The 22,628-nt window shown below is 61.5% G+C and carries 19 protein-coding genes; 5 read left to right on the top strand and 14 right to left on the bottom strand.

Annotated features, from left to right (window positions below; translation table 11 throughout):
• Window positions 1–2 precede the first annotated feature (2 nt).
• Genes ACWNZ1_RS27435 through ACWNZ1_RS27425 form a run of 3 tightly spaced genes read right to left on the bottom strand, consistent with a single transcriptional unit; the run spans window position 3 to window position 3,545 of the window.
• Complete coding sequence (locus ACWNZ1_RS27435; protein WP_256453432.1) at window positions 3–980, bottom strand: ABC transporter permease; 978 nt, start codon at window positions 978–980, stop codon at window positions 3–5.
• A complete protein-coding gene (locus ACWNZ1_RS27430) occupies window positions 977–2,530 on the bottom strand; it encodes a sugar ABC transporter ATP-binding protein (protein WP_135846212.1) in 1,554 nt (517 codons plus the stop codon). The genes ACWNZ1_RS27435 and ACWNZ1_RS27430 overlap by 4 nt, the downstream gene beginning before the upstream one ends.
• A 58-nt stretch (window positions 2,531–2,588) precedes the next feature.
• Entirely contained in the window at window positions 2,589–3,545 is a 957-nt protein-coding gene (locus tag ACWNZ1_RS27425; protein WP_135846213.1) for a sugar ABC transporter substrate-binding protein, read from the bottom strand.
• Between the two features lie 268 nt (window positions 3,546–3,813).
• On the opposite strand from ACWNZ1_RS27425, the gene ACWNZ1_RS27420 reads away from it, so the two are divergent.
• On the top strand, window positions 3,814–4,113 hold the full coding sequence (locus tag ACWNZ1_RS27420; protein ID WP_135846214.1) for a DUF1654 domain-containing protein: 300 nt from the start codon (window positions 3,814–3,816) through the stop codon (window positions 4,111–4,113).
• Window positions 4,114–4,118: 5 nt separating this feature from the next.
• Complete coding sequence (locus ACWNZ1_RS27415) at window positions 4,119–4,808, top strand: endonuclease (RefSeq protein ID WP_135846215.1); 690 nt, start codon at window positions 4,119–4,121, stop codon at window positions 4,806–4,808.
• A gap of 97 nt (window positions 4,809–4,905) precedes the next feature.
• Here the strand turns inward: ACWNZ1_RS27415 and ACWNZ1_RS27410 are convergent, their stop codons facing one another.
• Window positions 4,906–5,271, bottom strand: coding sequence for an SPOR domain-containing protein (locus ACWNZ1_RS27410; RefSeq protein ID WP_135846216.1), 366 nt, complete (start codon window positions 5,269–5,271; stop codon window positions 4,906–4,908).
• A gap of 248 nt (window positions 5,272–5,519) precedes the next feature.
• On the opposite strand from ACWNZ1_RS27410, the gene csrA reads away from it, so the two are divergent.
• Complete coding sequence (gene csrA / locus ACWNZ1_RS27405) at window positions 5,520–5,714, top strand: carbon storage regulator CsrA (protein WP_003179932.1); 195 nt, start codon at window positions 5,520–5,522, stop codon at window positions 5,712–5,714.
• Window positions 5,715–5,912: 198 nt separating this feature from the next.
• Here csrA and ACWNZ1_RS27400 read toward each other — a convergent pair whose 3' ends face one another.
• The 3 genes from ACWNZ1_RS27400 to ACWNZ1_RS27390 form a co-directional block, all read right to left on the bottom strand.
• Window positions 5,913–6,368, bottom strand: coding sequence for a DUF2214 family protein (locus ACWNZ1_RS27400; RefSeq protein ID WP_256453434.1), 456 nt, complete (start codon window positions 6,366–6,368; stop codon window positions 5,913–5,915).
• 197 nt (window positions 6,369–6,565) lie between these two features.
• Window positions 6,566–7,948, bottom strand: coding sequence for a cysteine--tRNA ligase (gene cysS / locus ACWNZ1_RS27395; protein ID WP_135846218.1), 1,383 nt, complete (start codon window positions 7,946–7,948; stop codon window positions 6,566–6,568).
• Window positions 7,949–7,969: 21 nt separating this feature from the next.
• On the bottom strand, window positions 7,970–9,667 hold the full coding sequence (locus tag ACWNZ1_RS27390) for a glutamine--tRNA ligase/YqeY domain fusion protein (protein WP_135846219.1): 1,698 nt from the start codon (window positions 9,665–9,667) through the stop codon (window positions 7,970–7,972).
• Between the two features lie 249 nt (window positions 9,668–9,916).
• Between ACWNZ1_RS27390 and ACWNZ1_RS27385 the strand changes: the two genes are divergently transcribed.
• On the top strand, window positions 9,917–10,420 hold the full coding sequence (locus ACWNZ1_RS27385; protein WP_135846220.1) for a peptidylprolyl isomerase: 504 nt from the start codon (window positions 9,917–9,919) through the stop codon (window positions 10,418–10,420).
• Complete coding sequence (locus tag ACWNZ1_RS27380; protein ID WP_256453436.1) at window positions 10,417–11,166, top strand: UDP-2,3-diacylglucosamine diphosphatase; 750 nt, start codon at window positions 10,417–10,419, stop codon at window positions 11,164–11,166. The genes ACWNZ1_RS27385 and ACWNZ1_RS27380 overlap by 4 nt, the downstream gene beginning before the upstream one ends.
• Before the next feature lie 157 nt (window positions 11,167–11,323).
• Here ACWNZ1_RS27380 and ACWNZ1_RS27375 read toward each other — a convergent pair whose 3' ends face one another.
• From ACWNZ1_RS27375 to ACWNZ1_RS27345, 7 genes are all read right to left on the bottom strand, one after another.
• On the bottom strand, window positions 11,324–12,853 hold the full coding sequence (locus ACWNZ1_RS27375; RefSeq protein WP_256453437.1) for a DHA2 family efflux MFS transporter permease subunit: 1,530 nt from the start codon (window positions 12,851–12,853) through the stop codon (window positions 11,324–11,326).
• A gap of 148 nt (window positions 12,854–13,001) precedes the next feature.
• On the bottom strand, window positions 13,002–14,201 hold the full coding sequence (locus ACWNZ1_RS27370; RefSeq protein WP_135846223.1) for an HlyD family efflux transporter periplasmic adaptor subunit: 1,200 nt from the start codon (window positions 14,199–14,201) through the stop codon (window positions 13,002–13,004).
• Window positions 14,202–14,216: 15 nt separating this feature from the next.
• The gene (locus ACWNZ1_RS27365; RefSeq protein ID WP_456027992.1) at window positions 14,217–15,686 is read right to left on the bottom strand and encodes an efflux transporter outer membrane subunit; all 1,470 of its coding nucleotides are present in this window, start codon (window positions 15,684–15,686) and stop codon (window positions 14,217–14,219) included.
• Window positions 15,683–16,156 (bottom strand): MarR family winged helix-turn-helix transcriptional regulator, encoded by a 474-nt coding sequence (locus ACWNZ1_RS27360; protein ID WP_135846225.1) that lies wholly within the window; start codon window positions 16,154–16,156, stop codon window positions 15,683–15,685. The genes ACWNZ1_RS27365 and ACWNZ1_RS27360 overlap by 4 nt, the downstream gene beginning before the upstream one ends.
• Window positions 16,157–16,378: 222 nt before the next feature.
• Window positions 16,379–20,065 (bottom strand): translocation/assembly module TamB domain-containing protein, encoded by a 3,687-nt coding sequence (locus ACWNZ1_RS27355; protein WP_456027991.1) that lies wholly within the window; start codon window positions 20,063–20,065, stop codon window positions 16,379–16,381.
• A complete protein-coding gene (locus tag ACWNZ1_RS27350) occupies window positions 20,062–21,789 on the bottom strand; it encodes an autotransporter assembly complex protein TamA (RefSeq protein ID WP_256453440.1) in 1,728 nt (575 codons plus the stop codon). Before ACWNZ1_RS27350 ends, ACWNZ1_RS27355 begins: the two co-directional genes overlap by 4 nt.
• A gap of 65 nt (window positions 21,790–21,854) precedes the next feature.
• On the bottom strand, window positions 21,855–22,505 hold the full coding sequence (locus ACWNZ1_RS27345) for a GNAT family N-acetyltransferase (protein WP_025212895.1): 651 nt from the start codon (window positions 22,503–22,505) through the stop codon (window positions 21,855–21,857).
• Window positions 22,506–22,628 lie beyond the last annotated feature (123 nt).

Below are 22,628 nucleotides of genomic sequence, written 5' to 3'. Positions count from 1 at the left end.
GTTCAAGCCCGCCGACTGGCGCGCTGGCTGCGATAGGTATCGAGCACGACCGCCACCACGATCACCGCACCGGTAATGATGCGCTTGGTCGGCTCAGTGGCGCCGATCTGCGCCAGCCCCGCCGCCAGCACGGAGATAATCAACACGCCAAAGAAGGTACTGATGACCGAACCGCGCCCGCCCATCAGGCTGGTGCCGCCGATCACCACGGCAGCGATCACTTGCAGTTCCAGACCTGAGCCGGCGTTCGGATCCGCCGCCTCCAGGCGGGAAATCTGAAACAGCGCCGCCAAACCGGCCAGCAGCCCCATCAGACTGAATACCAGGATCTTGTAGGGCTTTGGATTGATGCCCGCCAGGCGCACGGCTTCTTCATTGGTGCCGATGCCGATCAGGTAGCGACCGAACACGGTACGGGTCAGCACTGCCTGGGCAATGAAGATCACCAGCAGGGCAATGATGAACGAGGGAGAAATGCCAAAGGCGATCGGGTTGGACAGCCAGGCGAAGGAGTCGCCGATGTAGGCCGTGCGCGAGCCGGTCATCTGGTACGCCAGGCCCCGCGCCATTTCCAGCACGCCAAGGGACACAATGAACGATGGAATCCGCCACGCCACGGTAATCGAACCGGTGACGGTCCCCGCCAGCGCCGCCACGGCCATGCCGAGCAAGGCCGAGGGCCAGACGCTCCAGCCCCAGCCGAGAACGGCCACGCTCACCGTCGATGCCGCCAGCGCCAATACCGAGCCCACCGACAGATCGATGCCGCCGATGATCAGGATGAAGGTCATGCCAACCGCCAGCACCATGAGGTCTGGGATCTGGTTGGCCAAGGTGCTGAAGGTGTCATAGGACAGGAAATGGCTACTCAGCGCCGAGAACAGCGCGACCATGGCCAGCAAGGCGCCGGCCAGGCCCAGGTAGGTGCCGAGGCCATAGAAGTTGCCACTCGATTTGCCGATGGCAGATGCGGTTTTCATGAAAGATCCCTAGGCGCTGCTTCGTTGAGCAACGCATCACGTTTCTGGTAGCCGGCGAATGCGGCGGCAAGCAAGTCATCCTGGGTCCAGCTGTCGCGCTCGAAGGTGTCGATCAGGCGCCCGGCAGACAACACACCAATGCGGTCACAGATCAGCATCAACTCCCGCAGGTCACTGGACACCACGACCAGCGCCTTGCCCTGGCGCGTCAACTCACCGAGCAGGGCATAAATGTCGAATTTGGCGCCGACGTCGATGCCACGGGTTGGCTCATCGAACAACAGTACCGAGCAATCGCGTTCGAGCCAGCGCCCGATCACCACCTTCTGTTGGTTGCCACCCGACAGTTCGGACACCAACTGGGTCGGACTGGAACTGCGGATACGCATGGCGTCGATCTGCCGCTGCGCCAACGCCAGCTCTTCACTGCCATTGACCAAACCGGCGCTGGAAATTTCCGGCATGTTGCCCAGGGCAATGTTCGCGGCGATGGATTGCGTCAGCAGCAGGCCTTCGCCCTTGCGGTCCTCGGTAATCAAGGCGATGCCATGGGCCACCGCATCGGCCGGGGAGCGGATGCTGACCACATTGGCCGGCGAACCCAGCGCGACGGTGCCGCTGTCGGCTGCATCGGCGCCGAAGATCAGCCGCAACAGTTCGGTGCGCCCTGCCCCGATCAGGCCGGAAATACCGAAGATCTCACCACTGCGTACTTCAAAGGACACATCGCGAACCTTGTCCGAACGGCTCAGGCCTGTGACGGTCAGGGCCGGCGCGCCGATCTGGCGTGGGCCCAGGTCGATGTGCTCGCCCAGTTCCCGGCCGACCATCAGGGTCACCAGTTGCTCGCTGTTGTAGTTGGCCATCGGCTCTACGCAGACCAGGTTACCGTCACGCAGCACCGCAATGCGTTGGGCCACCTGCGCCAGCTCTTCGAGGCGATGGGAAATGTAGATGATCGACACGCCCCGAGCCTGCAGGCGAGTAATCTGCTCAAAGAGCATTTCGACTTCCCGGGCCGTCAGCATGGCGGTCGGCTCGTCGAGAATCAGCACACGGCAATCGCCGATCAGGTTGCGGGCGATTTCAACCATCTGCTGATGACCGATACCCAGCTCACCCACCAGGGTGTCGGGGTCGATCGCATCGAGCCCGACCTGGGCCATGGCCTCGATCGCCGCTTTGCGCAATTGCTTGCGGCTGATCCAGCCACCGACGCTGGGCAGGTTGTCGAGAAACAGGTTTTCCGCCACGGACAGGGTCGGCAGTAAATTGAGCTCCTGCATCACCATGCGCACGCCCAGCTCTTCAGCCTGGGTACGGCTGCCAGGACGGTACTCCTGCCCCAGAAATTGCATCTGCCCGGTGGTCGGCGTCACCAGCCCACCGATGATCTTGGACAAGGTGCTTTTACCGGCGCCATTTTCGCCGGTCAGCGCCAGCACTTCACCGCGCATCAACGTCAAGTCGATGCCGGTCAGTACCGGCTGGGCATAGGTCTTGCCGATACCGCTGACAGACAGGACAGCGTTCGGGTCGGGAACGGACATAAAAAACTCTCCAATACGCCCGCCCGAGTGGGCGAGCGCCGTTGTGTCGCCAGGATAACTACTTGGTCACCAGCTCGACCGGAGTTTCGATAACACCGTTGGTACCGTTGTCGACTTTTTCGCCCTTGAGAATCTTCAAGGCCGTCTCGATGCCGAATACCGCTTGCTTGGCGGCGAACTGGTCGGCAGTCGCCAGGACGCGACCGTCCTTGAGCATGGGCTTGATAGCATTGATGTTGTCGTAGCCGACCACTTGCACCTTGCCCGCCTTGCCCGCCGCGCGCACGGCCGATACCGCGCCGACCGCCATGCTGTCGTTACCGGCCAGCAGGGCCTTGATGTTCGGGTATTCGCTGAGCATTGAGGCGGCAACCTGGTTGCCCTTGTTGATTTCCCAGTCGCCCGATTGCAAGGAGACGACCTTGATCTGCGCCGCTTCCATTGCATCCTTGAAGCCCGCAGTACGCGCCTGGGCGTTGGTGGTGGTGGACACACCTTCGATGATGCCGACCTCGTCACCGGCCTTGAGCTGCTTGGCCAGGTACTCACCGACCAGGCGCGCGCCCTTGCGGTTGTCCGGGCCTACGAACGGCACGTTGATGTTCTTGCTCTTGACCACGGCCGGATCGAGCTGGTTATCGATGTTGATCACCGTGATGCCAGCGTCGACGGCTTTCTTGATCACCGGCACCATGGCCTTGGAGTCCGCAGGCGCGATGATCAGGGCATCGACCTTGGACACGATCATCTGCTCGACGATACGGATCTGGTTGGCAGTGTCGGTTTCGTCCTTGATCCCGTTGGAGATCAGGTCGAAATCGGCGGAGTGTTCCTTCTGATAGGCCTTGGCGCCGTCTTCCATGGTCAGGAAGAATTCGTTGGCCAGGGATTTCATGACCAGGGCGACCTTGGGTTTTTCAGCGGTCTGGGCGAATGCCGAGGAGAAAGGCAGCGCAGCGGATGCGGCCGCGAGCATGGCAACAGCGAGAAGGCGTCCAGCGAATGGCAACTTCATGGGTTCACTCCGATCTTATGATTATTGTGAGCAAATCATTGCACGGAATGCCGCGCAAACGTTTGCGTGGAGTGAACTATGGTAAGGCTTCGCGGTTTTGTCAACGTCGTGGGCCTATCTCCGCAAGCCAGTCTACCGGGTTGACCAACATACTCGAACCCCGATTGGCTTGCCTGTTTAAACCCGCCGATAAAAAAGTCACCTCTCCTACATCAAAACTGAAAAAGCGCTGTCAGAGGATTTTCTTGAATTTTAAGCAGTTGCGTAAATGCCTACAGTTAAATACTGTATGCCCGTACAGCTTAATAAGGATAATCCTGTGGCCACGCCCTCCGCTGCAACTACCCCTTTAGATTCCTATGCGCGACTCGGCCTGCGCGTTTCAAAAATCATCAACTCCCCTACCGCACAAAAAGCCAAGGCTGCCCTGATCTTCCGTCTCCCCGACGAGCCGGTGGATGAGTGGGAGCGCCTGCTGGAAGAAATCGACGAGAACGACAACGTGACCCTCGCCTATCGCGACGACGGTGGCGTGCAGGTTTTCTGGGTTGTGCCGAAGGAAGATTGAGTCTGATGATCGTACGTGGTTTTGCTTTATTGCTTGTATTCGTCGCCCTGGGGGCACAGGCCGGCGCTCCCCGCACCTTCAACGAAGCCAAGAAAGTCGCCTGGAAACTCTACGCACCGCAATCCACCGAGTTTTACTGTGGCTGCAAGTACACCGGCAACCGCGTGAACCTGGCGGCCTGCGGTTATGTGCCGCGCAAAAATGCCAAACGCGCCGCCCGCATCGAATGGGAACATATCGTCCCGGCGTGGCAGATCGGGCATCAGCGCCAATGTTGGCAACAAGGCGGGCGCAAAAACTGCACCCGCCACGACCCGGTCTATCAACGGGCCGAGGCCGACCTTCACAACCTGGTGCCGAGCATCGGGGAAGTGAATGGCGATCGCAGCAATTTCAGTTTTGGCTGGCTGCCAGTGCAAACGGGTCAGTACGGTTCCTGTTTGACCCAAGTGGATTTCAAGGCCAAAAGAGTCATGCCTCGCCCCTCCATCCGGGGCATGATCGCCCGGACGTATTTCTACATGAGCAAACAATACGGCCTGCGCCTCTCGAAACAGGACCGGCACCTGTATGAAGCCTGGAACAAGACCTACCCGGTCGAAAGCTGGGAGCGCCAGCGCAACCAGAGCGTGGCGTGTGTCATGGGACGCGGGAACGAGTTCGTGGGCCCGGTGGATATGAAGGCCTGCGGCTGACCTCACCGTTGTGAACAGCGCAAATCGACTGTGGGAGCAAGCTCGCTCCCACAGGTTTTGTGGCTTAAGGCTTCCTGCGTCTTTTTGTCCTACCCGATTATTGGGCGGCTGGGTAATCCACCAGCAACGTCTCGATGTTGCGTTTTTTCGCCCGGACCAGGGCGGCAGTGACCTGTTCTTGCTTGGCCTCGGCCTCAGCCTTGGAGCTGAAAGGACCGACCAGGACCCGATCCTTGCCATTTTCCCGCACCACGCTCGACATGAAACTGTGCTCGATGAGCCACCCAGTCAGGTCACTGACGGCCTGCGGGGTCTCGCCTCGAACCTCGACGGCCCACTGTGGCGCAGCAGCGGCTGCCGGTGCGGAGGTCGCGGCGGGTTTGGGCTTCGGTGCCTGGACATCACGCCCTTCACCGCATCCTGCCAGCACCAATACCGCAATAACCCAAGCCAATTTACGCACAACGTTTCCCCTGGAAGACATGAGGCAGGGATTTTAGCACTCACACCCACCAAGAACGCCGCAAACAGTGCTCAAAACACGAGAATCCTGCCCGGCGTCTCTGTATAGTCGCACCCTGGGAATTAATGCTGCGTCTGCGCGTCAGAAAGAGGCACCCACATTGTGACACTTAGCACTAATCTATAAGCAGTACCGACATCTGCACTGTCTGAATCAGGTGCCCTAATAAAGCAATCAAGGAGAACACCATGCTGATACTCACCCGCAAAGTCGGTGAAAGCATAAACATTGGTGACGACATCACGATCACCATTCTGGGCGTTAGCGGCCAACAAGTCCGGATCGGCATCAACGCCCCGAAGAACGTTGCGGTGCATCGCGAAGAGATTTATCAACGTATTCAGGCGGGTCTTACCGCCCCCGACAAACCGCAGACTCCCTGAACCTTGCGGTAGTCCGTAGCCAGCCCGTTTGCATCACCGCAATGGCTGGCTAAAGATTCTGGCCGACCGGCCTCACCCTGCTCCACCCCGCCTTTGATTTTTTCGTCCAGCCCATGGAACCGATCCTAATGGCATGGCTCGTAGCATGGCTGTCAGACGTTTCGTTTTAATGGCGTTGAAGCAGGTGTTCGTGGCCGGTCAGCCCAGGCTCACGCCGCGAGCCATTCCTGTGGCAGCGATCACCATCAATACCAGCAACAAGGCTTCGATGTGGCTGATCCGTGCAAACCGACCGGCCTTCGAAGGATCGATCGCCGCCCCTTTGCCCAGCGCTATCCGCCATTTGATCAGGGCGATCATCGGCGCGATTTCAAGCAACAGGATCAGCAGGAACAAAGTCATTTTCAGGTGAAACAGCGGTTGGTGCAGGTAATAATCCGAGCCCTTTTCGTACCCAGCGAAAGCGCGCATCCCACCGGTCACCAGCAGCACCAACGCCGACAGCCCCCACACGTTATCCGCGATCAACACATTGCGCACCGCATCCACACCGCCCGCCAGGCGTCGTAACGCCGTGCCGCGCGTCAGCACCGCCCAGAACCCGAGGGCGAACGCCAGAAGATGAATTGCCGCCAGAGACCAATGAGCCAACATGGAAGAACCCTGTCAGAGAACGTCGAATCGACCTGACAGTACTAGCTCATAAAACAATGATTGCCAGAATTGGAATGCAAAAAAGTGGGAGCGGGCCTGCTCGCGAAAGCGTCATCATAGTCAACATTGCCGTGACTGATATGCCGCGTTCGCGAGCAAGCCCGCTCACACAGGGGTATTGCCAGCGCTAAAAGAACTCAGTCCGCCAAACGCCAGGTCGTGCCACCCTTGCCATCTTCCAGCACCACGCCCATGGCGGTGAGCTGGTCGCGGATCCGGTCGGATTCGGCCCAGTCCTTGTTGGCCCGTGCGGTCAGGCGCGCCTGGATCAGTGCATCGACCTCGGCGGCATCCACACGGCCTTCGGCACCGGCTTGCAGGAATTCGTCAGCCTCAAGCTGCAACACTCCCAGCACGCTGGCCAGCTCCTTCAGACGCGCCGCCAGGCCCGCCGCCGCATTGAGATCGCTCTCTCGCAGGCGGTTGATCTCGCGCACCATCTCAAACAGCACCGCGCAGGCTTCCGGCGTGCCGAAGTCGTCGTTCATCACCTCGGTAAAACGTGCCACAAACGCTTCGCCACCGGCGGCCGGCACATTCGGCAGGCCTTTCAATGCGTGGTAGAAACGCTCCAGGGCGCCCTTGGCGTCCTTGAGGTTGTCTTCCGAGTAGTTGATGGCGCTGCGGTAGTGGCTCGACACCAGCAGGTAACGAATGACTTCCGGGTGGTACTTCTCCAGCACGTCGCGGATGGTGAAGAAGTTGTTCAAGGACTTGGACATCTTCTCGCCGTTGATCCGGATCATCCCGCAATGCATCCACGCATTGGCGTAGGTCTTGCCGGTGGCCGCTTCGCTCTGGGCGATTTCGTTTTCGTGGTGTGGGAACTCCAGGTCGCTGCCGCCACCATGAATGTCGAAGGTCTCGCCCAGGCAGCAGGTCGACATCACCGAGCATTCGATGTGCCAGCCCGGACGCCCGGCGCCCCACGGCGACTCCCAGCTCGGCTCGCCCGGCTTGGCAGCTTTCCACAATACGAAATCCAGCGGGTCCTGTTTCGACTCGTCGACTTCGATGCGCGCGCCGATGCGCAGGTCTTCGATTTTCTTGCGCGACAGCTTGCCGTAGCCCATGAACTTGGCGACGCGGTAGTACACGTCGCCATTGCCCGGTGCGTAGGCATAGCCCTTGTCGATCAAGGTCTGGATCATGCTCAACATGCCAGGGATGTGGTCCGTGGCACGGGGTTCCAGGTCCGGCTTGAGGATATTGAGGCGCGCCTCATCCTCGTGCATGGCCTTGATCATGCGCTCGGTCAGCGCATCGTAAGGCTCGCCGTTTTCCCGGGCACGGTTGATGATCTTGTCTTCGATGTCGGTGATGTTGCGCACGTAGGTCAGGTCATAACCGCTGAAACGCAACCAGCGGGTCACCAGGTCGAAGGCGACCATGCTGCGACCATGGCCGATGTGGCAGTAGTCGTACACGGTCATCCCGCAGACGTACATGCGGACCTTGTTGCCATCCAGCGGCTTGAAGACTTCTTTGCTCTTGGTGAGCGTGTTGTAGATCGTAAGCACAGGGTTTCCCTTAAGACTTGATCACTGACCCCAGGAATCGCGCAAGGTCACGGTACGGTTGAATACCGGAGCACCGGGTTTCGAGTCCTTGATATCCGCGCAGAAGTAGCCTTCGCGCTCGAACTGGAAACGGTCTTCCGGCTGTGCGTTGCCCAACGAAGGCTCGGCACGACAACCAGTGAGTACTTGCAGGGAGTCAGGGTTGATGTTGTCCAGGAAGCTGGCGCTGTCTTCGGCCTTCTCCGGGTTCGGCGAACGGAACAGGCGATCGTACAGGCGCACTTCGCACTCGACGCTGGCGGCGGCCGGCACCCAGTGGATCACGCCCTTGACCTTGCGACCTTCCGGGTTCTTGCCCAGGGTGTCGGGGTCGTACGAGCAACGCAGCTCGACGATGTTGCCATCGGCGTCCTTGATCGCTTCGTCGGCGCGGATCACGTAGCTGCCGCGCAGGCGCACTTCGCCGGTCGGCTCCAGGCGCTTGTAGCCTTTTGGCGGCTCTTCCATGAAGTCTTCACGGTCGATGTAGATTTCCCGGGCGAACGGCAGGACGCGCACGCCCATGTCTTCTTTCGGGTGGCGCGCCAGCTCGAGGTTCTCGACCTGGCCTTCCGGGTAATTGGTGATCACGACTTTCAGCGGACGCAATACACACATGGCGCGCGGGGCGCTGTGGTCGAGGTCGTCACGGATGCTGAATTCCAGCATGCCGAAGTCCACCACGCCGTCGGAACGGTTGGTGCCGACCATCTCGCAGAAATTACGGATCGACTTTGGCGTGTAGCCACGACGACGGAAGCCCGACAGCGTCGACATGCGCGGGTCGTCCCAGCCGTTGACGTGCTTCTCGTCCACCAGTTGCTTGAGCTTGCGCTTGCTGGTGATGGTGTAGTTCAGGTTCAGGCGGCTGAATTCGTACTGGCGCGGGTTGGCCGGCACTGGCAGGTGCTCGAGGAACCACTCGTACAACGGACGGTGGCTTTCGAACTCCAGGGTGCAGATCGAGTGGGTGATGCCTTCGATGGCGTCCGACTGACCGTGGGTGAAGTCATAGTTGGGGTAGATGCACCACTTGTCACCGGTCTGGTGGTGATGGGCATGACGGATGCGGTACATGATCGGGTCGCGCAGGTTCATGTTCGGCGAGGCCATATCGATCTTGGCCCGCAGCACCCGTGCGCCGTCCGGGAATTCGCCGGCGCGCATGCGGGCGAACAGATCCAGGTTTTCTTCCACGCTGCGATCACGGAACGGGCTGTTCTTGCCCGGCTCGGTCAGGCTGCCACGGTATTCCTTGGCCTGCTCGGGGGTCAGGTCGCAGACGTAGGCGTTGCCGGCCTTGATCAGCTCCACCGCCCAGTCGTGCAACTGGTCGAAATACTGCGAGGCGTAGCGCACTTCACCGGACCATTCGAAACCCAGCCACTTGACGTCGCTTTCGATCGCGTCGATGTATTCCTGGTCTTCCTTGGCCGGGTTGGTATCGTCGAAACGCAGGTGCGTGACACCGCCGAACTCCTGGGCCAGGCCGAAGTTCACGCAGATCGACTTGGCGTGGCCGATGTGCAGGTAGCCGTTGGGCTCCGGCGGGAAGCGAGTGACGATCTGTGTGTGCTTACCCGAGTCCAGGTCCGCCTGGATGATCGGGCGCAGGAAATTGACCGGCACGGCCGGGCCGGTCTTGGAATTCGAGGTAGGGTCGACAGTGGGCTTGCTCATAGGATCCTTGAACGTACAAGTGCGCGGCCGGGTGCGGCCTGATAAATCAAAGCCCGTATCATAGCCGATGCTGTCAAGCCGCTGACAGGCCAGGCCGGTAAACGATTGAATTTAATCGACGGTCAGATGAAAAACAGCCTCGAAATTCGTGCCTGGCGCGCTAAACTGCCCAGCCTGGCTCAGTGCAGCCAGACCGGTTGCGGGCATCAAAGCCCCAAAACCCACGAATTCCTTGAAAGAGTACCGATCATGACCCAAGTCAAACTGACCACCAACCACGGCGACATCGTCCTGGAACTGAACGCTGAGAAAGCGCCACTGACCGTTGCCAACTTCGTTGAATACGTCAAGGCCGGCCACTACGAAAACACCGTGTTCCACCGCGTCATCGGTAACTTCATGATCCAGGGCGGCGGTTTCGAGCCAGGCATGAAAGAAAAGAAAGACAAGCGCCCAAGCATCCAGAACGAAGCCGACAACGGCCTGCCGAACGAAAAGTACAGCGTCGCCATGGCCCGTACCATGGAGCCGCATTCGGCATCCGCGCAGTTCTTCATCAACGTGGCGGACAACAGCTTCCTGAACCACAGCAGCAAGACCACCCAGGGCTGGGGCTACGCAGTATTCGGCAAAGTGGTTGAAGGCACCGACGTGGTCGACAAGATCAAAGGCGTTTCCACCACTTCCAAGGCCGGCCACCAGGACGTGCCAGCAGAAGACGTGATCATCGAGAAAGCCGAGATCGTTGAGTGATACTGCTGATTTCAGATTTGCATCTGGAAGAGGAGCGCCCGGACATTACCCGGGCGTTTCTGGATTTAATCGCCACACGCGCCCGCTCGGCGCAAGCTTTATACATCCTGGGCGACTTCTTCGAAGCCTGGATCGGCGACGATGCCATGACGCCGTTCCAGCGTTCCATCTGCCAAGCCCTGCGCGAATTGAGCGACAGCGGCACGGCCATTTTCCTGATGCACGGCAATCGTGACTTCATGCTGGGACAAGCCTTCTGCAAAGCGGCCGGCTGCACCCTGCTCAAGGACCCGTGTGTCGTGCAGTTCAACGGCGAACCGGTGCTGCTGATGCACGGCGACAGCCTCTGCACCCGCGACGAAGGCTACATGAAGCTGCGGCGCTGGCTGCGCAACCCGGTCACGCTGTTCATCCTGCGCCACCTGCCGCTGGCCAGCCGCCAGAAACTGGCGCGCAAACTGCGCAGCGAAAGCCGCACGCAAACGCGGATGAAAGCCAATGACATCGTCGACGTCACGCCCGAAGAGATCCCGCGGATCATGCAGGAGTACGGCGTGAAGACCCTGATCCACGGCCATACCCACCGCCCCGCCATCCACAAACTGCAACTGGGCGAACACGCCGCTCGGCGCATTGTGCTGGGGGATTGGGACAAGCAAGGCTGGGCGTTGCAGGTGGATGAGCAAGGGTTTGCATTGGCGCCGTTTGGGTTTGGCAATGCGCAGTTGGCGTTGCCAGGCAACTGAAGCGCGCAGATGTCCCCTGTGGGAGTAGGCCTGTGGGAGCAAAGCTTGCTCGCGATGAACGATGACACGGTCTTGCAGTTGAACCGTGTCGCCCGCATCGCGGGCAAGCCTTGCTCCCACAGCCCCGCTCCCACATTGGATTGCATTCACCTCTGAATCAGTGCCCCGCCGACGCAGGCCCCGCCTTCGCCGCAAACGGCGGCTTCGCCAGCCACACCAGCACAATCAAGCCCATGAACGCCCAGCCCAGCAACGTGAAGTAATCCACGGTGGAGAGCATGTACGCCTGGCTGGTGAGGATCTGGTCGAGCTGGGCATAGGCCGGTGTGCTCGCGCCGCCGAGCTGGTTGAGCGCCTCGCGGGTGGCCGGTTCGAAGGTGCTGATGCTTTCGCTCAGGTAGGCATGATGCTGGTCGGCCCGGCGGATCCAGATCCAGGTGGTCAGGGACGCGGCGAAGCTGCCGCCCAGGGTCCGCAGGAACGTCGCCAGCCCGGCGCCGTCGGCAATTTGGTGCGGCGGCAGGTCCGACATCAGGATGCTCAAGGTCGGCATGAAAAACAGCGCCACGCCGATGCCCATGAACAATTGCACCAGGGCGATGTGCTGGAAATCCACTTCGTTGGTGAATCCGGCGCGCATGAAGCAACTCAGGCCGATGGCCAGGAACGCCAGCCCGGCCAGCAGGCGCAGGTCGAACTTGTGGGCGTATTTGCCGACGAAGGGCGACATCAGCACCGGCAGGATGCCGATGGGCGCCACCGCCAGCCCGGCCCAGGTGGCGGTGTAGCCCATCTGGGTCTGCAACCACTGCGGCAGGATCAGGTTGATGCCAAAGAAGCCAGCGTACCCCCCCACCAACACGATGGTGCCGATGCGGAAGTTGCGGTAAGCGAACAGCCGCAGATTGACCACCGGATGACGGTCGGTCATCTCCCAGATCACGAACACCGCCAGGGCAATCAGCGAAATCACCGCGCCAATGATGATGAAATTCGACTCGAACCAGTCCAGGTCGTTGCCCTTGTCGAGGATCACCTGGAGCGCACCGACCCCGATGATCAGGGTGATCAGCCCAACGTAGTCCATCGGCTGGTAGCTGGTGACGACCGGCCGCGCCTTGAGCTGCTGGCGCACCACCATCACCGCAAAGACGCCGATGGGCACGTTGATGAAGAAGATCCACGGCCAACTGTAGCTGTCAGTGATCCAGCCGCCGAGGATCGGTCCGGCAATCGGCGCCACCACCGTGACCATCGCCAGCAGCGCCAAGGCCATGCCGCGCCTGGCGGGCGGGTACACAGCAATCAGCAAGGTCTGGGTCATCGGGTACAACGGCCCGGCCACCAGCCCCTGGAGCACGCGAAAACCAATCAGCTCGGGCATCGAGGTGGAAATACCGCACAGAAACGAGGCGAGCACGAACAGCATGGTTGCCCACAAAAACAGCTTCACCTCGCCAAACCGCCGGCTGAGCCAACCGGTCAGCGGCAATGCGATAGCGTTGCTCACCGCGAACGAGGTGATGACCCAGGTACCCTGCTCCGAGCTGACGCCCAGGTTGCCGGAAATGGTCGGCAAGGCGACGTTGGCAATGGTGGTGTCGAGCACTTGCATGAACGTCGCCAGTGACAGCCCGATGGTGCTGAGCAACAGGCTGGGCGGCGTGAAGGACGCATTATTGCTCATTGCGAAATCCTATGAAGCAGAGGTAGCAGTGTGGGAGCGAGCTTGCTCGCGATAGCGGTGTATCAATCAACAATGGAGCAAGCTGATCCGACGCCATCGCGAGCAAGCTCGCTCCCACAGGTTCAAGTCGCAGCCATCTGACAATCCATCAGCGCTGGGCGGTCTTGCTCGCAACCGCGCTGTTTTCATGGATCAGCCGCGTGATCATCGCGTCGGCGTCGGCCAGTTGGCGGTCGTAGACCTGAGTGCTGAACGAAGCTTTTTGCGGCGGCTGTTGGGCCAGCACCGGGCCGCTCTGGTCGTGCAGGTTGACGCTGACCAGGGTCGAGAGGCCCACCCGCAGTGGATGTTTGGCCAGCTCTTCGGCGTTGACATGAATGCGCACTGGCACCCGCTGGACGATCTTGATCCAGTTGCCGGTGGCGTTCTGCGCCGGCAGCAAGGCAAACGCGCTGCCGGTCCCGGCGCCGAGGCTGTCGATGGTGCCGCTGTACTTCACATCGCTGCCATAAAGGTCGGTTTCGATGTCCACCGGTTGGCCGATGCGCATGTCACGCAACTGGGTTTCCTTGAAATTGGCATCGATCCACAACTGATCCAACGGGATCACCGCCATCAGCGCCGTGCCCGGCTGCACCCGCTGACCCAGTTGCACGGTGCGCTTGGCGACGTAACCGGTGACTGGCGCAATCAAGGTGCTGCGGGCATTGGCCAGATAGGCCTGGCGCAATTGCGCGGCGGCGGATTGCACGTCGGGATGGGACGACACCACGGTGTCATCCACCAGGGCGCTGGTGGTCTTGAGCTGTTGCCGGGCATTGGCCAGGGCGTTCTGCGCCGAGGTCAGGTCATCCCGGGCGTGGGACAGTTCTTCCTGGGAGATCGCCCCGCCGGCCGCGAGATTTTTGCGCCGGTTGTAGTTCTCCTGGGCTTTCTGCACTTCGGCCTCTTGTGCATTGACCTGCGCGCGCATGCCATCGACGTTGCTGTACAAGCCACGCACCTGGCGCACGGTGCGGGCCAGGTTGGCCTGGGCACTTTGCAACCCGACCTGGGCATCGTTGGGATCGAACTGCACCAGCACCTGGCCTTCACGCACCAGATCACCGTCGTCGGCGCCGATGCTCACCACGGTGCCGGTGACCAGCGGCGTGATCTCCACCACGTTGCCGTTCACATAGGCATCGTCGGTGCTTTCGCTCCAGCGACCGTACAGTTCATGCCAGGCCCAGACGCCCAGGCACGAGAGAATGACGATCAGTGCCAGCGTCACCAACATGACCTTGCGCTTGCGTGGATTGCCGCTGTCTTGGGCATTTTCGGATTGAGTCGTTTCGGCAGTAGCCATGACAAGTACCTCGAATCAGTTATTCGGCGGGGTGGCGGCCGGCGTGGCCGAAGCCAGGGTCTCGGCCTGGAAGCCACCACCCAGGGCCTGCATCAGCTGGATCGACAAATCGATCTGTTCGGCATTCAGGTTCGCCAGTTGGCGCTGGGACTGCAGCAGTTGCTGCTCGATGCTCAGCACGTCCAGGTAATTACCGATGCCTGAGCCGTAGCGCTGGACCACGGTGTCGTAAGAGTTCTGGGCGATGTCGGTGGCATGTTGCTGGGCGCCAATCTGCCGGGCGATGTCACGCAACTGGTTAATGGAGTCGCTGACATCCCCAAGGGCCTTGACCAGGCTCTTGTTGTATTGCGCCACCGCCAGGTCGTAATCAGCGTCCCGGGCATCCAGGTCCGCCCGCAGGCGGCCGCCATCGAAGATCGGCAGCGACACGGTCGGTGCCACGTTGAAGAAGCGGCTGGCGGAACCAAACATCGCGTCCCCCAGCAACGACTGCACCCCCGCCGCCGCGCTCAGGTTGAGGTTGGGGTAGAAGTTGGTCTTGCCGGCCTCGATGTCCTTGCCGGCCGCCTCGACCCGCCAGCGCGCCGCGACCAGGTCCGGACGCCGTCCCAGTAACTCGGCCGGCAGATTCGACGGCAAGGCGACCGCGCTGGCTTGCAGCACGTTGGGCCGGGCGATTTCGTTACCGCGATCCGGGCCCTTGCCCAGCAGCACCGCCAGGGCGATCTTGGCGCTTTGCAGGCGTTTCTCTGCATCAATGCGGCTCGCGTCGGCGCTGGCTTCCAGGCTTTCGGTCTGTTGGAACTGATACTCGCTGTCGATCCCGGCGTTGAGGCGGCGCTTGCCCAGGTCGAGCATTTGCCGGGTGCGCTTGAGGTCTTCGGCGGCCAGGTCATAGATGATGTGGGCCTGGCCGAGGTCGCTGTAGGCCCGGGCCACGTCGGCGGCCAGGGTCAGTTGCGCGGCCTGGCGATCGACTTCGGCGGCGCGGGCCTGGCCCAGGGCAGCTTCCCAGGCGGCGCGCTGGCCACCCCAGAGGTCGAAGTTGTAATTGAAATCCACACTCAGCGAACGCAGGGTGCTGTAGGCCCCGCCCTGCCCTTGCGGGTCCTGGTCGCGGGCCAGGCGCGAACGGCTGACACTGCCGCTGGCATCCAGGGTCGGCATGCGCGCCGCATTGGCGGCGTAGGCTGCGGCACTGGCCTGATGCACTCGGGCGCTGGCGATCTGCATGTCCGGGCTATCACGCAGGGCCTCGCGGATCAGGCCATCGAGTTGTGGGTCGCCGAGGCTTTTCCACCAGTCGCTTTTCGGCCATGAAGCCGGCGACAGCGTGACACCGTTCAGGGATTGTCCGGCCTTGAGGCTCTGGGCCTCCAGACTAACGCCTTCGGTCTTCAGGCCGCTGTAGCTGGCACAGCCGGCCAGGCTCATGGCCAACAACACCAGGCTCAATCGGGTACACAAGGCTTTACGAATCATTTGTCCCCCAATCGCAGCACCGTGATGGGATCACCGGCGGCGAGCAGAATTTTCTTGAGGATTTGTTCGAGGGTTTGCAGCTCCTCGTGGCTGATGGCGCCGGCCAACTGGTTCATGGCGTCGGCGCCGATATACGGCAAGCGAGCGGCAAGGGCCTGGCCGGCTTCGCTCAGCACCAGTCGTACTTGTCGGCGGTCTTCGGCCGAACGCTGGCGAACCAGGAACCCTTTCTGCTCCAGGCGATCGAGCATCCGCGTCATCGAGCCGCTGTCCAGGGACAGGTACCGGCATAGCTCGGCCGGCGTGTCGATGCCGTGCTGGGCCATGATGATCAACACCTTGAATTGCGCGGCGGTGATACCGACCGGCTCCATATGGGTGTCGATGATCCGGTCCTTGAGCAGCGCGGCACGGCCGAGCAGCATGCCGAGATGGCAATTGTGGAAATCGTCTGGGGTGAAATGCTTCATCTGACCACCGTTTGCTGCCTAGGCAGTGAATGTATGTCGAGATATTACTGCTTAGGCAGCAAATGTCAAACAAATAGATAGGTTGCTATACATATCCAGACGAACGCGTAACAAAATGTGGGAGCGGGCTTGCTCGCGAATGCGCTGTGCCAGTCAACAAATCGCTAACTGATACACCGCATTCGCGAGCAAGCCCGCTCCCACAGGGGAATTGGGGAAGGTTTAGAAATCGCGCTTGTAGAAGATGTCCAGGGAGCTGGCCACGCCGCTGGCAGCTTCGAGGTAGACCTTCTTGCTGAGTTTGTAACGCAGGGCGATGGTGTTGGCCGGTTCGAACACGCCGACGCCGTAGCGCAGGCTGAGTTTTTCCGACAGGTTGCCGCTGGCCACCACGCTGGTGGTATCGCCGCTGCCCTGGGTGTCGAGCTGGAAGTCCTCGATCCCCAGGTTATTGGCCAGGCTGGTGGTCACCCCCGAGCTGCCCATCAGCCCCAGGCCCAACGCTGCCTGGGCGAGCATGTTGTTGTCCTCGCCCGTGGAGCTCAACGGCCGGCCCAGCACCAGGTAAGACAATGCCTGCTCCTGGCTCATGGCCGGTTCCGAGAAGATCTGCGTGGTCGGCTGTTCGGCGCTGCCGCTCAAGCGGATGCCGGCGATCACGTCGTCGGTCTGGCGGATCGCTTCGATGTCCAGGTAGGGCTGGTCGATGGGCCCGGCGAACAGCAGCCGCGCCCGACGCACTGTCAGCCGTTGCCCGTAGGCCCGATAACGACCGTCGTTGAGCCAGAGTTCGCCGCGGGTGTCCATGTTGTCACCGATGTGTACCTGCCCCTTTACGTTGGCCGTCAGGCCGAAGCCGGTAAACGCGAGTTTTTCCTGGCCGACGATCACGTCGATGTCCATCGCCATGGCGATCGGCGTGGTGCCCTCTTCGGTCTGGTGGCCGACGATCACCGTGTCATCCGACACCTTGACGGTTGACGGTGGCAGTTCGCGGATGGTGATCTCGCCCTTGGGCACCAGGACCTTGCCGGCAATGGAAAGCCGCTCGCCCTGCATCGTGATGTTGAGGTCCGGCGCTACATCCAGCACCGCATAGGGTTCGACGGTGACCGGCAGTTGCGAGCCCTTGAGGGCCAGGTTCATGGTCAGGGTCTCGCCCCAGCCGATGTTACCGCTCAGGCTGCCCTGCCCGTTCTTGCCACTTCTCCAGTCACCGTTGAGTTGCACCGCTTCGCCGGTAATCATCGCCCGCATCTGCAAGGCTTCAAGACTGATGGGCAGCTCCGGGCCGGACACTTCGCCGTCGCTGAGCACGAGGTTGCCGTTGACCCGGGGCGCGAGCAAACCACCGGATAACGTCCCGCTGCCGTTCAGATGGCCGGTGAGGGTTTCCACCATCGGCACGAACGGCCGGGCCACCGACAGGTCCAGCCCAGTCAGGCGAAACGAGCCGCTCAGCGGTTTGCTGGCCGGAATCGGATTGATCTGTGCCTGAAGCATCAGCTCGCCAAGTTTGGCGCCGACGAAATTCAGGCTGGTGTCGATCCGCTTGGGGGTCAGGCGACTGTCCAGCGTCAGGGTCTGGTACGGGAAGTCCAGCCACTGCGCTTTGTCACTCGCCTTATCCCGAACCTGTAACGTACCGCCGCTGGCGTCCACCAGGATCCGCCCGTTCGGGCCACTGGCCGGCAGATCCAGCTGCAAGTCGGCGTTGAGCCGCCCCTGCCAGGCAAAATCCTTGGGCATCCACTGGGCCAGGCTTTCGATGGGAAATTGCTTGAGGTGATAACGCAGTTTCGGCTCCGGCATCAACCGCTGGTCTTCGCCACACAGGCTGGCCTGGCCGGAACGCCAACAGTGGGCGCCAAAATTGAGCGTGCCATTGGCCAGGCGCTCCAGCTTCGCCGGGGCTTGCAGGCGCCAGGCTTGACCGCCGGCCTGCACCTCGCCGCTGGCCAGGCGCCCGCGCCAGTTGCCCTGGTCGAGGGCGCCATCGAGCGCCAGAGTGGTGTCGAGCTGCGGCCCTTGCAGATCCAGGGTGAGTTTTTGCTGCTTGATGTCGCCCTGCCCGCTAAGCGTCAGCACGCCCAGTGCGGTTTCGCCAGCGCGGATACCGCTGGCCTTGAGGTCGACTTTTCCCCGTTGCGCACTGTCGAGGGTCGCGTCCAGGTTCAGGCTTTGCAGGCGGTTATCCTGGAACGCCAGTTGCGTGCCTTGCAGGCCGAGCTTGCCTTGCGGGGCCTTCAGTGTCCCGGCCACCTCGATACGGCCCATGACCTGGCCGCGCAATTGCGGCCAAAGCTGCGCCAGGCGCGAAAGCTTGATGTCGATCTGGCCGCTGAGTTTGTGTTGCAGGCTGCCAGTGCCGTTGATGCGGTTATCCCCCAGGCGGATGTCCAGGGCGCTGAGGTTCCACTGCTCGCCGGCGCCGCTGGCCTTGGCCTGGAACAGCACCGGCTGACCACGCAATTTGCCCTTGAGGTCCAGGTCCGCATCGAGGTTGAGGCTGTCGTTCTTCAGCGCCCCTTTGCTGCGCAACGGCCCCGCCAGGGTGCCGGGCAGTTCGCCGAGCCAGTACGCCGGGTTGATGGCCGACAACTCCAGCGCCGTGTCCCAGGCGATGCCGTCGGCGAATTGCAGGTTCAGATGCCCTTGGGCCTTGCCCTGCCCGGCCGCGAGCTCAAGCTGCGGCAAATGGATTTGCGTCAGGTCGCCGCTGAACGGGCTACCCAGGGTAAAGGCCCCGGCGGGTCCGTCCAATGCAGCCTGGAAATTGCCCAGGTATTTACCGTCGGTATACGACACCTCACCGTTGAAGCTGCGCAGGGTCACCTGCGGTTCGTCGATCAGCGGATAGAGACGATGCCAGGGGAAATCCAACCAGGCGATTTTCGCTTCGGCGCTCAGGCCTTCGCGCCAATCCAGCTGGCCGGTGAGCTTCAGACTTTGCTGGTCGCCGGCATTCAGGTCGAGGCCGGCGATCTGTGCACCGCTGGCATCCACCTTGCCTTGGAGCAGCAGCGCCACCGGGCCTTTTTCGGCGGGCAGCGTCGCCTTGCCGAGCAGTTGATAGCCGTTTTTCAGATCGCCTTCGCCCGTCAGTTCCAGTTGATTGAGCAACAGGGTATCCGGCAGGTCGGCGCTGGCCTTGAAGCCGTCGGCGCTGATGCGCACCTTGGCCGGTAGATTGTCTGCCAGCGGTTGCAGCTCACCGACCAAGCGGCCTTGCAGGTAGCCGCGGCTGTCGGCGTTGAGGTTGAGGGTCTTGAGCAGATCGCCGTCGACTTTCAGGTCCAGCGCCCACGGCGTGGCACCCGGCGCCGGCAAGGTCAAGCGGCCTTCAGCCTTCAGCGGCCAGTCGCCGCCCGGTTTCAGCAGGCCGGACAGCTTCAGGCTCAGCGCGTCGCGCTGCAATTGCACCGAGTCGATCAGCAAGCCCTCGGCCGTCCAGTGAGCGGCCAGTTGCAGGCCCTCGAGCTGTTCACTGCCGTTGAACAACAGACTGCCGACCTGTACGTCGCCCAGTTCGATGGCCACCGGCAAGTCCAAATCAGGCAGGCTGATCGGACCGCTACTGGGCGCGTCGGCAGAGGGCGGCAATTGCAGACTGACCTTGTCCGCCTTGAGCTGTTCGATGCACAGCGTCATGCGCGTCAGGCACAGCGGCGACCAGGCGAATATCACCTGATCGAGCTCCACTTTGCGGGTGTCCTGCTGCCACAGCACGTGGTCAGCACTCCACTGCCCACCCAACCGTCCCTGGAAATTTTCTACGCTCAGCCCCGGTACCAGGCCGAGGGCCCAGCGGCTGCCCGATTGAGTGCCCAGCATGGCGCTCAAGGCCAGCAATACCAACGCCAGCAACCCAGCGAGTGCCAACAGCGTTATCTTCACACCACGATTCACAACTCGGGCCCCATGGAAAAGTGCAAGCGAATACCGCCCTCGTCGTCCAGCGCATGGGCCAGGTCGAGGCGGATCGGGCCGACCGGCGACACCCAGCGCACGCCAACGCCCACGCCGGTCTTGAGGCTCGGCAGCTCAAGGCTGTTAAAGGAATTGCCCTGGTCGACGAAGGTCGCCAGCCGCCATTTCTCAGCGACGGAATATTGATATTCGAGGCTGCCGGCCACCATGTAGCGCCCGCCGATGCGATCGCCCTCGGAGTTTTCCGGCGACAGGCTCTGGTAGTCGTAACCGCGCACGCTCTGGTCGCCACCGGCGAAAAAACGCAAGGACGGCGGGATCGATTTATAGCCATTGGTGGCGCTGCCACCGACCTGGGCTCGGGCCAAAAGGCGATGCTTGTCGAACACCGTGGTCAGGCCCTTGACCATGGCCGTGCCGTATAAAAGGTTGTTGTCCGAGCCGAGCCCTTCCTTGGCAACCTTGGTGTCGAACTGCAGGCGGTAGCCGTTGTGCGGGTCGATGCGGTTGTCGCTGCGCAGGTAGGAATAGCTGACACCCGGCATCAGCAACGTGCTCAGGCCTGAATCGTCGCCGAGGCGATACTCTTCGTGCTGCCACTTGAGCGACACCACCCGCTGCCAGCCGCTGGGCAACTTGCTGTGCCATTCAGGGCCCACGGTCAACAGTTTGCTGAGACTGTCGGTGTCGGCCAGTTCTTCATATTGATAGCCGCCGGCGTAGCGCAGCTTGTCGGTCAGTGGCGGATCCAACGGCACGTCGTACCACAGGCCGACGTTCTGCCGGGGCGCCGACACTTCTGTCTCCCAGCCATAACTGTGGCCCTGGGCGTTGACCCAGTGGCGCGTCCAATTGGCCTTGGCCCGTGGGCCGACGTCGGTGGAGAACCCCAAGCCCAAACCCATGGTGCGTGGCTTGCGGGTGTCGAGCTTGACCGCCACCGGGATCACGTTACCGGTAGCGGCAGTGGGCGCTGCATCGACCCGCACGCCTTCGAAATAACCGCTCGATTGCAGGGCCTGGTTGAGCTCGGCAATGAGTTCGGAGTCGTACGCAGTCCCGGCCTTGAACGGCACCATGCGCTGCAGCAGCTCTTCGTCGAACGGCGTGTCCCCTTCGAAGCTCACCGGGCCCAAGGCATAGCGCGGGCCGCTGTCATAGATGAGCTCGATATCGGCGACGCCAGCCTGGGGATCCACCAGCAGCTTCTGGCTGACGAAGCGCCCGCTGAAAAAACCGTAACGCGATGCCTGGTTCTGGATCTGCCGCTTGGCGTCTTCGTAACGGCCGTGGTTGAGCACCGCGCCAGGCTTGAGGCCCGCGTTGTCGGGGACGCGAAAGGCTTTGAGCGATGCCGCCGGGCCGTCGATGCGCACGGTAACATTGCGCAAGTGCACAGGCTCGCCGGGGTCGATGGTCAGCACCAGGCGCGGCACCTTGCCGCCCTTGACCTCGCTGTCGATCTGCGGCTGGTAATAACCCAGGGCCTGGGCGGCTTTGCGCGCCTGTTCCTCGGCGCCACGACTGAAGCGCAGCAAGGCTTCTTCGTCACGATCACCCACACCGCCGATGTAACCTTCTACGTTGGCTTTGAGTTCGTCGTTGGACGGCTTGACGCGTACATCCAATTCACTTTGTGCCAGCGCCGCGCAGCTGAGGGACAGCAAGAGCGCGCCACTGGTCATTCGTCCTGGGAAATTCATGGCGCGGATGCTATCACGAGCTTGGAAGCCTGATAGAGCCAGACATTTCCCAAAAGTTCGGCCGATTATGCGGTTGCGCTTTGCAGCACTTGGGGGTTGGCATGAAAGAACACGTGTTCACGGACGGGTCCTACCGCAATCTCACCGATTTCCTCATAACCCTGGCGTTTATAAAACTCCAGGTAACGTGGGTTGCCGGTGTCTAGCACGACGCCTTGGGAGTTTTCGTCCACCGCACACCAGTTATGCACCGCTTCGAGCAACTGTTCGCCAAAGTGCTGGCCTTGAAACTGTGGATGAACCCCCAACAGTGGCAACACATGGACCGCATCCGACGGCAGGCAGGCCGCCACCGCCGCGTGGTAGTCCAAATAGCGCCGGGTGCAGCGAAAACCAGTGCTCAACACCATGCGCAGACGCCAGGCCCAGCTTTCGGTGATGCCCAGGCGCCGCTGCGGTGGGGCGATCAGGGCGATACCGATCAGACGATCGTTGACCAGCAAGCCGATGGCCGGCAGATCCTGGAGAAAGTGCTGTTTGACCAACTCGCGCACCGTGGCCCGTACCCGATGTTCATAACCGGGACGTTCGGACTCGAACAGGAAGCTGAAGGTCGGCTCATGGCGATAAGCCTGATACAGCAATGAACGGGCTTCGCGGGAGTAACCGCTGTCGAGCATATGGATGTCGGCGATGGCGGTGGCGGTTTCGGGCATGACGGCAGATCTCCTGGGCGAGGCTCGGTAAGGCCCCGCTCTTATTGAGTACGAACCCAATAGGCTCGTGATCGTTCCTACATGCAAAGGACATTAGCAGCGCATTTGTCCTACTGCCACGCT

The organism is Pseudomonas sp. CFBP 5748 (genome assembly GCF_053850495.1).
This window is presented reverse-complemented; position numbering and strand designations above follow the sequence as displayed.